Here is a 10,670-nt window from a genome sequence, read left to right as displayed (position 1 = left end):
ACGTACACACTCATGTGTGCAAAGGAAGATTTTTCCGGATATCATAATTTTGCTGAAACTAAAGCAGAGCATGAAATAAATGCAAAAAAATATCGTGAGGCGTTAAACAAGAAAAATATATTCCGTTAATGTTTATACATGAGACTAAAGTAAAAGTTCGCTATGCTGAAACCGACCAAATGGGCGTTGTTCATCATGGAAATTATGCTCTGTATTACGAAATTGCCAGAACTGAATGTTTCGAAGCCTGTTCGGGTATTACTTACGAATCTATGGAGGCTGCTGGAGTGATGTTGCCACTTTTAGAACTGCAATCTAAATTCTTAAAGCCTGCGTTGTATAATCAGGTACTTACTGTAAAATGCATTGTGAGAGATTTGCCTACCGTACGTTTAAATGTAGAATATGAAATTTACAACGAGAAGGAAGAATTAATCAATATCGGTAAAACAGTTTTGGTATTTGTTGATAAAAATTCAAGGAGACCATGCCATCCACCAGTTAACTTTATGGAAGGCATTAAAAAACATTTTACAGCATAATAAATGGAATGGCTACACCGGCAATTATTACATCTTAAAATCTATTCGAAATTTATCGAATGGACTAAAGGCTGCGTTTTGCCTGGTTTTAGCCCATTGCCTTTGTATACCGTTGCAACATTCTTTTTTAGAGAGATTGGTAAAGATACCCTTGTAAACAAATCGTCATCTCTGGCCTACAGCTTTATGCTGGCAATATTTCCGGGTATTATATTTTTATTTACATTGATTCCTTTTATTCCGATTAAAGGTTTCCAGGATCAGTTACTTAATTTGATAGAGCTGGTGCTACCACATAATGCATACAATGCGTTTGAATCTACCTTAAAAGATATCATTAAAAACCAGAACACCGGATTGTTGTCTTTTGGTTTTTTATCAGCAATATTTTTTGCAACAAATGGCGTAAAAAATTTAATGAAAGCTTTTAATAAGTCTTCCTTAATTATTGAAACCAGAGGGTGGTTGAAGCAACGTTTAATAGCTTTTATTTTAACTTCTGTGATTTGCCTTTCCATTATCGTTTGTATTAGCGCCATGGCGATCGGTGAAGTTGCATTGAATTATATCAAAGGAGAACTACACATTAAGGATAGCTTAGCCGTGTATGCTATTCAGTTTACACGCTGGTCGTTGTTAGCAATTTTATATTTCATTACGATTTCCATATTATACAGATATGGCCCCTCGCATGCAAAAAAATGGAAGTTGTTTAGTGCAGGATCATGGTTGGCTACGATTTTAGCATTTATAACCATTTGGGGATTTTCTTTCTATATCAATCATTTCGCCTCCTACAATAAGGTGTACGGTTCTATCGGAACTTTGATTGTGGTCATGATCTGGCTTTACTTAAATTCCTTAATTCTACTAATCGGTTTCGAGCTGAATGCTAGTGTTGATGTGAGCAAAAGAAGTGTTAAAATCATCAGACCAACCTTCAATTTATTTAAAAAATCTGATCCTATTGAAGGTAACATCCAAAAAAAATAATTCTTTATACCTCTGTGTTAAGCAATTATCAATTTAATATAAAAAAAATGCTTTCATAGTTTGCAGTTTTAACCGGAGTTTGTACTTTTGCCCCCGGAGAGCTGGCAGAGTGGTCGAATGCGGCAGTCTTGAAAACTGTTGACTGTAACAGGTCCGGGGGTTCGAATCCCTCGCTCTCCGCCAGAAAAGGTTACCTTAAATGGTAGCCTTTTTTTGTTTATAAATTTTTTTTCCAAAAAAAAGGCTACCCGTTAAGGATAGCCATCATATTACTATTCAGACTCGAGTTATTGTTTTAAACTAAAACGGCGATGTTTGGCCTAAAATCTCTATTCAACTGTGACTGACTTTGCAAGATTTCGAGGCTGATCTACGTTACAACCCCTCATTACGGCAATATGGTAGGAAAGTAGTTGTAGAGGAATTGTTGCCAAAAGTGGTAGGAATGTCTCGTTAGCGTCGGGTATCTCGATCACATAATCAACCATATCTTTTACTTTTCGGTCGCCTTTGGTAACTATCGCGATTACAATGCCTTTCCGAGCCTTCACCTCCTGAATGTTGCTAATAACTTTTTCATAGGATGAGTTTTTAGTTGCAATAAATATGACTGGCATTTGTTCATCAATTAAAGCAATCGGACCATGTTTCATTTCTGCCGCTGGATAACCTTCAGCATGGATATATGATATTTCCTTTAACTTTAAAGCGCCCTCCAGTGCAACCGGGAAACCACATCCCCTTCCTAAAAACAAGCAGTTAGTCGCATCTTTAATTTCGGTTGCAATATACTTTATCAACTCATTTGATTCGAGAGCGAGCGAAACTTTATCTGGAATTTCGTCTAGTGCCGTAAGCAGTTCTGTCAATTCAGCAGTGCCCAATGTGCCTCTTTGCTGCGCCATGTAAAATGCTATGAGCGTTAAAACAGTTACCTGTGCAGTAAAGGCTTTTGTAGAGGCGACTCCTATTTCTGGTCCTGCATGAGTATAAACACCTGCATCACTTATCCTTGGAATTGATGCACCTGCAACATTGCAAATACCAAAAATAGTAGCGCCTTTATCTTTCGCCATTTCGATGGCTGCCATAGTATCTGCTGTTTCTCCCGATTGAGAAATGGCAATTACCACATCTTTTTCTGTTATGATTGGATTTCGATATCTAAATTCTGATGCATACTCTACTTCTACGGGAATGCGAGCATAATCTTCAATTAAATATTCGCCCACTAATCCTGCATGCCATGATGTTCCACAGGCAACGATGATAATCCGATCAATATTTTTTAATTTATTAGCAAATTCTTTAATCCCTCCCAATTGAACTTTGCCCAGCTCTGGATACATACGACCACGCATACAATCCCTTATCGATCGCGGCTGTTCAAAAATTTCTTTTAGCATAAAGTGTTCATATCCCCCCTTTTCCAACATCTCCAATTTCATATTCAGTTCCTGAATAGTTGGTGTTTGAATTACATTATCTAAACGTTTAATTAATAATTCATCTTTATTGATAACTGCAATTTCGTTATCATTAAGGTAAATCACGTTTTTCGTGTATTCAATAATTGGTGTTGCATCAGAAGCTACAAAATGTTCACCATTGCCGACGCCGATAACCAGGGGACTTCCCTTTCTAGCGACATACAGGCGATCAGGCTGATTTTTATCCATCACCACAATGGCATAAGCTCCAACAACTTCATTGAGTGCTAAACGTATTGATTCAAGCAAATCGGTACCTTCTATGCTTTGAATTTCTTCAATCAAGTGAATAAGAACCTCGGTATCCGTTTCACTTGCAAATTGATGCCCGCGATTTAATAACTCTTCCTTTAAAGTTGCGTAATTTTCAATGATCCCATTATGAATGATAGAAAGGTTTCCGCTATTCGAAGTATGAGGATGAGAATTTCGATCTGATGGATGACCATGGGTTGCCCATCTGGTGTGACCCATTCCTACATTTCCTGAGCAGTCTAGCTCCTTTGCGAAATCTTCCAATACATTAACTTTCCCGGCTTTTTTGTAAATTTTTTGACTGAACGAATCCATCACCGCAATACCTGCACTATCATAACCCCTGTACTCCAGTCTTTTCAATCCTTTTAACACAATTGGCCAGGCATCGCGAGAACCAATGTAACCTACTATTCCACACATAACTAAAAAATTAAAATGATTTGAAACTAAATGATTTGTTTATCAAGGATATTATTGACGCCGATCAAATCCATAAAAATAAACTTGATACCCTCTAGCAAGGTCTTCTTTTTGCTTACTAAAATTAAAGGAAACCAATCGTCATGATATAGTTCCACTACCTGGTTTTGAATTACATAATGCTTGCCTGTTTTAATGCGTCTTTTCTTTTTTGGCAAAACCTCTCCAGAAAGAATCTTTACTATGATTTTCACGATAAGCTTCGTGTACTTTACAGACTCCTCTTGCTTGCATTCAATAGAAAGAATCCATAATTCATTCATAGTATTATATTGAATACTGGCTTTCATTGAAAAAATAAAGTAATGTGTAAATACCTAACGAATAGTTATTGGTAAATCTTAAAGCAACCCTCAAGCCTATAGAATTATTATTACTATCGCAATCATAAAATTTGCTATTGCTTTCAAACCTTAAACTCACATCAAGGTCATGAATGTAGAAGCTAATCTCTGCTTAAACTTTCCCTGAATAGACACCCCGAGTGGACCTATTCTGTTTTCAAATAGCCCGTTGCTAAACCACCTTCAATTCAGGTACTATATCTTATTCGGATACCATTAGAAATTTGAGATTGTGCTCTTTATATTGAGCTACAAAGTAATAGCAATACAGCCAAAGAGAGTATTAATAGTTTTCAAGATAAAAATTTTAGAAGCATACACCGCCACCACCAAAAAAAAAATCAGTTTACGAGGTGTACAAGTTTTTATAATGGATTAGAGGAAAAGAGCTCAAAAATATTCGCAAGCTCTTTTATGATTGACTATAGCGCATCGCTATGGTAGAATGGGAAATTCTTTGATGTTATTACGAGGTTTTGAATGATTTAAAACAATGTCTTCCTTATCTGTTTGAGGAGATACTTGGCTTAGCAGTTCATTATATTTCTCTAATAAGTGAATGTACTTATTCATCCAAAAATATACGGAATTGCTATCAGCTTTAGAACTATCACTGCGCTGATAGGCATTTAATGCTTCATGAAGTCTGTTACCATGCTTGGTAAATGTTTCAGGAAGTTCAACAGAGAAGTCGTGACCAATTACAGCACCAACTTTCCAAATAATTTCGGGGTTTAAACTTTTTTGATCAAACCAGTTGTAGATAGTGCGTCTACTCACGCTCAGTTTTCTGGAAAGCTCACTGATACCCATGCGGTCCTGGCGCACTACACGCTCAAGTACCTGCCCTGCATTTAAACTCATGACTGTTAATTTAAATCTGAATTAGATATTTTAAATAGATCAACAACCGGGACGAATGGTAAGAGCAATTTATGAAAAAATATTATTAAATCAAATTTAGATGACTATGCCCATTAGTTAGCCACTAACAAATCTAGATCACCATACCTTGAATTATTGCTAATGTAATCAGGCACTATTTCTTTCATTTTTTTTACTATGGCAAAGTCGTCGCCATCATTGTTAAGTTCAATTAAATCATTTATTGCCTTATTCACATACAAATAGCTATAGCAAACTTTTTTTGAAATTTTTATTTTGGGATGATGAGTTTCAATAAGTTGTTCTTCTTGCAAAAGTAGCTCTTCATGCAGCTTCTCACCTGGCCTTAAACCTGTAAATTCTATTTTAATATCAACATTTGGAGTTAAACCAGCAAGCCGAATCATATTTTCTGCCAGGTCAACAATTTTAATTGGTTTTCCCATATCAAAGAGGAAAATTTCACCACCTTTGCCCATTGCTCCTGCTTCCATAACTAATTGTACGGCCTCAGGTATAGTCATAAAATATCTGGTGATTTCAGGATGCGTAACTGTTACTGGTCCTTTCTTTTCGATTTGACTTTTGAATCTCGGAATGACAGAACCATTTGAACCTAATACGTTTCCAAAGCGAGTGGTAACAAAACGTGTATTTTGTTCCCGATTTTTATAACGTTCAATTAAATCATTATCAAAGCTATTATTGAGCGATTGTATATAGATTTCCGCAATCCGTTTTGATGCACCCATGATATTAGTTGGCCTAACAGCTTTATCAGTTGATATCATTACGAATTTTTCAACATCAAATTCTATTGACATATCAGCGATATTTTTTGTGCCTAAAACATTAGTAGAAATAGCTTCTGCAGGATTTCCTTCCATCATTGGAACATGCTTATAAGCTGCAGCATGGAAAACAATTTGTGGTTTATACACTTCAAATAAAGTTCGTAATCTGCTTTGATTTTGTACATCGGCCATAAATAATTTGATTTTCCCGGCCTGAAAGCTGTCTTCTAATTCAAGCTGTAATTCATGAAGTGGTGTTTCAGCCTGATCGCATAAAATTAACATTTCAGGTTGATATTGAAGTGCTTGCCTAACAATTTCCGAACCGATAGAGCCTGCAGCACCAGTTACTAAAATACGTTTACCCTGCAAATCTGCTAATATGTTTTGCTTGTTAAGTTTAATTGGTTCACGCTCTAACAAATCTTCAATTTTTAAATCACGCAATTGGTCGGAGCTAAATTTACCATACAACCATTTGTTAGATGGTGGAACCATAATTACTTTCATGCCCGCACCTATGCAAGTGTCGATAATTTGCTTCCTATTTAAAGTGTTCGCGGAATTTTCAGCAAACAGGATCTTATTAATACCACATTTATGTTTTAAAACGGAAATTGCTGAGGAGTGATAAACTTTCTTTTGTTCCAGATATTTGTCGACACGATCTTTATTGTCATCAATAAAACCAAATACATTTAAGTTAGACTCTTTATCATTCTCTATTGCTCCTTTAATCAATATTGCTTTCTTTTCAGCTCCATATATTAAGATGTTTTCGGCCTTTGTCTCGTTTTTCAGTTCCTTAAAAAACAGAAAAATATTTTTAACGCAAATACGTAGGAAGATGAGAATGGAAGATGAGATGAAGAAGTTGAGAATAAGCGCTTTATCCATTTGTGTCCATGCTAATTGTAAACCTTGAGATAAGATTTTATTTAGACCAACAAAAAGAACACTGGTGATAAAAACAGCAAGAAAGACACGCATGATATCAGCTGTGTTCGAGTACCTGATGATGCCGGTATGAAGTTTCATGATCATAAACACGCATATGGCAATTGAACAGTACAAGCCAACATAAGTATAGTTATGAAAATTAAATACTTTGGTAACATGTAATGTATTTGTTAGCAAGATTGATAAGAACAGTGTCCAAAATACGATCGATTGATCTATTAATAAGATTAGCCATCTTGAATGTGCCTGATCGGGAAATAACAACTTTTTCATACTTGAGAATCATTAAATGTTCAATTATTTACTGGTTAGACATTCTATACAGCGGAAAAAAATCAACTTTATCATCAATTGAGTTTCCAGTTTGAAGAACGAGGTCGTTATATGCTATAGGATTGGCTATGTATCGCCAACTTTTGTAATCTAGCGTGAGATCTGAAAATCCTAATTTCCATTCAAATAAAGAGTTTTCTTTAAAACCTAAACCACCACCAAGATGATAGTAGCTCATTCCGATAGTGCGCCCAAGTAAGCTTACCTCATCAACTAGAAATTTTGCTGGCGAATATCGAAGGTATTGTGAGTTTGTGGCAATGAGATGTCCTTGAATAATTCCATTGTTACACATAATTATGCTTCCGCAAATAATTTTATCACCATCATAAACTAAAATAAGCTTTGCCAGGTATTCGTCTGTATTTAAAAGTTTGGTAAAGTATTCTTCAGTAAAAAGGTAAAATTCTGATGCATTAATTCGGTGCATATTTTGCTGATACAGTAAAGTGAATGCAGCAATTTGTTCCTGGGCAGAACAGTCTTTAATCTGAAAGCCCATTTTCCGGCATTTTTTAACACTGTCTAAGGTAGTTTGACGGTATTTCTTTCGCTGAATTTCTATCGGGTTTCTTAAATCGATGGCGACGGTTTTGCCGTTATCATGAAGACCATCAAATTGTTCTAACACAATTTCCTGCTCAAAAAATGGATGCATTTTAGAAAAAACCGAGACAATATTTTCAGCTTCTAAAAAGTTAAGAAATGAATTTTTAAATCTTGCTCTTAATTTTGACGGTATGTTCGCAAATGTAAAATTTGAAATTGGCCCAGAATAGCCATATACCGAATGTAAGTCAAAGTAGCTCGTTTTTGATATTTCGCGTTTTAATAATGGAAGCGCAATAAAATCATCTCTTTCCTGATGAACAAAAAGTAATGGTGTGCCTGTTTTTGCTAAAGCATGATAGTGCCAGCTATGATAAAAATCAGTTTCTACCGCACGATTTACTAAATCAACCCAATCACTTTTTTGATCGATTGTTAATGTGCGAACAGTTGCAGAAGCGTTATCTTCTATAATTGACATAACCCAAAAAATTAGCGCAAATTGATTAAGAGGCCACTTCTGAGATTCTATAAAGTGGAAAGAAATCTACTGTCGAATCTAGATCCAAGGATTTCTCGATAACAAGAGAATTATACAAATCATCATTTGCGATGTACCGCCAACTGTTGAATTCATAACACAGGTCAGAAAATCCCTTCTTCCAACCAAATAGTTTATCTTCTTTAAAGTTTACACCGCCTCCTAAATTAAAATACTTATAGCCCAGTTTACGACCGATAACTGTAATTTCATCCGTTAGCAGTTTTGCAGGCGAGTCGAAAAGATAAGCATCTAGTGTAGCAAGTAAGTGAACCTGCATAATCTCATTTGTACAAACTACAATCGCCCCAGAGATAGCATGGTTATCTTTAAACACTAAAAATAATTTTGTATCAAACTCATCAGCGGTTAATAGATTAACAAAGTAGGCTTCATCAAACAAGTAATTTTCTCGTGCTCCAATTCGCCGCATATTTTCAGCATAAATTTTAGCGAAAATTTTAGCGTCGTTCAGGTCAGTAGATAGATGAACTTCATATTCTTTTTTGCGAAGACGCCTAATTTTTTCTTTAACACTTTTTCTGTAACCAGCTCTTTGAGTTTCGATGGTAGTGGTAAGATCGATAGCTACAGTTTTGCCGTTGGAGTGAATGCCAGAAAATTTCTCCATTAAAAACTGCTGATCAAAAAATGGATGTAACCTTGAGAAAACGGTCACATTCTTTCCGGCAGCTAAGAATTCAAGAAAGCTAGTTTTAAATCTTTCCATTAGGCCGTCATCCAAATCTCTAAAGTTTTTATTTGATATTGGACCAGCATACCCATATACGGACGTGAAGTCGAAAAATTCTGAATTTGGAATTTGTCTTCTTAATAATGGAAAGGCTATGTAGTCTTCATTTTCTTCAAAAACAAATAAGATGGCCACACCACTGCTATCTAAAGAATGGTAATACCAGGTATGATAGAAATCATAGTGAAGGGCGTTCTTCACATACGCAGTCCATTCCGGTTTTTGGTGGATTGATAGAATTTTCTTCATTTGAGGAGTCAGTTAATTATGTCTTAGAATTTAGGCGGTAAGCGTAATCGCTTTTAAAGATTTCGCGTCTATACCCATCTTGATAAATTTGCCACTTTGCATGATAGGCTTAAAGCCTATTTTTTGTAGATAGAAAAAGCTGCTAAATTATCGGCATGAACATCTAGAAATATGCTATTTAATTCGAGATTGTAGAATGCGTATTTTAGCAAAAGTATTGATGCGCAATGGCCTACACCTTTGCCCCAAAACTGTCGCTCGCCAATAAATAAATGAAACTCTGCACTCTCAGCTGTAATATTTAAAAGTTGGATATTGCCTATGTACTGGTTAGTATTTTTCAGACATATTGCAAATCTCTTCTCATTTTTACGATTAATTTTTTCAAAAATCCATTGACGCTCCATTTCAGGAGTAATGTAACTTGATGATACGAATTTGGTAAAAACCCAAATTTCAGGGTCATTTCTCCACTTAGATGAGATTGTTGCATCTTCAATCGTTAATGGTCTTAAATAAATGTCAGCTTTCATAATAGAGATTTTACAACTTTCACAATCCTTTCCATATCTGTAAGATTATAACGATGATCAATGGGAAGTGCTATGAGGTTATTAGTGAGATTGTATTCAAAGCTACTTGGCGAAGTCCATTGATAAACATTAGGCCAATACGTAGCAATAAAGATTTTCCGTTCTATTAATTTTTTCTTTAGGCTTGGGTCATCTATCAATAAGGGGTAGACCATAGCTACATCATTTGAAGTGTAATTCATTTTCAGCAAATTGATATCAAAAAACTGTTCATGTAAATAGTCGAAATTGTTTTTTCGGGATGTTATACATTTTTGATAGTTTGTACCCGCCAGAATAGACTTAGTAATCCGCGACATCTCCTTGATATCGTTATTTACCAGGCTTTTGTTATTTTCAACATAATCAGCGTAACCCTTTTCTGTATTGATATCAACCCCTTTAATTAGATGTGAGAATCGATGTATCGATTCATCTTGCTGCAGTTGCAATCGCTTATGTGATCCAATATGAAGATATGCCCCATCAGGTACTCCAAAAAATTTCCGACATGAATAAAACGTGTCAGCATTATTTATGGGTTTTGTAAAAAATGCCTGGGCATTATCAATTATGATATTCTTGATCTTGCTGGTTAATGATGTCACTATATCCGTTTTTATACCAAAGTAATTTGTATACAACAAACAGCTTTGTTCATCAATAATGAAATCTATAATTGGACACAGATTTTCGTCAAGACTATAATACCTATATGCAATCTTTAGTTTCCGAATTGGTTCTAGTAAAACTTCACAAGTAAAATATGGTAAATAAATTGTCTTAAATTTTTTGATACGCAAAATATATTCAAGCGCATTTCTTCCGGTATTTAGTGCTATCAGGTCAGGATAATAAAGATCGCCATCATCCAGTTGCAGACCTATAAATCCACCTATTGGCTCTGCTAAATGCATTTCGAGTTT

At 35.4% G+C, this 10,670-nt stretch carries 10 protein-coding genes and 1 tRNA gene; 3 read left to right on the top strand and 8 right to left on the bottom strand.

The window, feature by feature from the left end; genetic code table 11:
- Positions 1-128 precede the first annotated feature (128 nt).
- The 3 genes from ON09_RS09885 to ON09_RS09875 all read left to right on the top strand — a co-directional run bounded on the left by ON09_RS09885 (position 129) and on the right by ON09_RS09875 (position 1,718).
- Complete coding sequence (locus tag ON09_RS09885) at positions 129-542, top strand: acyl-CoA thioesterase (RefSeq protein ID WP_010600902.1); 414 nt, start codon at positions 129-131, stop codon at positions 540-542.
- A 3-nt stretch (positions 543-545) separates the two neighbouring features.
- Positions 546-1,535, top strand: a complete 990-nt coding sequence (locus ON09_RS09880) for a YihY/virulence factor BrkB family protein (RefSeq protein ID WP_010600901.1) — start codon at positions 546-548, stop codon at positions 1,533-1,535.
- A gap of 95 nt (positions 1,536-1,630) precedes the next feature.
- Positions 1,631-1,718 (top strand) — tRNA-Ser (locus ON09_RS09875).
- A 146-nt stretch (positions 1,719-1,864) separates the two neighbouring features.
- Here ON09_RS09875 and glmS read toward each other — a convergent pair.
- From glmS to ON09_RS09835, 8 genes are all read right to left on the bottom strand, one after another.
- Positions 1,865-3,703 carry a glutamine--fructose-6-phosphate transaminase (isomerizing) gene (gene glmS / locus ON09_RS09870; RefSeq protein ID WP_010600900.1) on the bottom strand — a complete coding sequence of 613 codons (1,839 nt, stop codon included), beginning with the start codon at positions 3,701-3,703 and terminating at the stop codon, positions 1,865-1,867.
- Positions 3,704-3,729: 26 nt separating this feature from the next.
- A complete protein-coding gene (locus ON09_RS09865; protein WP_124914340.1) occupies positions 3,730-4,026 on the bottom strand; it encodes a hypothetical protein in 297 nt (98 codons plus the stop codon).
- Positions 4,027-4,542: 516 nt separating this feature from the next.
- Complete coding sequence (locus ON09_RS09860) at positions 4,543-4,971, bottom strand: hypothetical protein (protein ID WP_010600898.1); 429 nt, start codon at positions 4,969-4,971, stop codon at positions 4,543-4,545.
- A gap of 113 nt (positions 4,972-5,084) precedes the next feature.
- Complete coding sequence (locus tag ON09_RS09855; protein ID WP_010600897.1) at positions 5,085-7,019, bottom strand: polysaccharide biosynthesis protein; 1,935 nt, start codon at positions 7,017-7,019, stop codon at positions 5,085-5,087.
- Positions 7,020-7,047: 28 nt separating this feature from the next.
- Complete coding sequence (locus ON09_RS09850; protein ID WP_010600896.1) at positions 7,048-8,109, bottom strand: GNAT family N-acetyltransferase; 1,062 nt, start codon at positions 8,107-8,109, stop codon at positions 7,048-7,050.
- A gap of 25 nt (positions 8,110-8,134) precedes the next feature.
- The gene (locus tag ON09_RS09845; protein ID WP_010600895.1) at positions 8,135-9,172 is read right to left on the bottom strand and encodes a GNAT family N-acetyltransferase; all 1,038 of its coding nucleotides are present in this window, start codon (positions 9,170-9,172) and stop codon (positions 8,135-8,137) included.
- Positions 9,173-9,288: 116 nt separating this feature from the next.
- Positions 9,289-9,705 carry a GNAT family N-acetyltransferase gene (locus ON09_RS09840; RefSeq protein ID WP_010600894.1) on the bottom strand — a complete coding sequence of 139 codons (417 nt, stop codon included), beginning with the start codon at positions 9,703-9,705 and terminating at the stop codon, positions 9,289-9,291.
- Positions 9,702-10,661 carry an aspartate aminotransferase family protein gene (locus ON09_RS09835; protein WP_010600893.1) on the bottom strand — a complete coding sequence of 320 codons (960 nt, stop codon included), beginning with the start codon at positions 10,659-10,661 and terminating at the stop codon, positions 9,702-9,704. The genes ON09_RS09840 and ON09_RS09835 overlap by 4 nt, the downstream gene beginning before the upstream one ends.
- Positions 10,662-10,670 lie beyond the last annotated feature (9 nt).

This window comes from Pedobacter agri PB92, from assembly GCF_000258495.1.
GTDB classification, from domain to species: domain Bacteria; phylum Bacteroidota; class Bacteroidia; order Sphingobacteriales; family Sphingobacteriaceae; genus Pedobacter; species Pedobacter agri.
The sequence above is the reverse complement of the archived record's forward strand: the minus strand, read 5'-3'. Positions and strand labels throughout refer to the sequence as shown.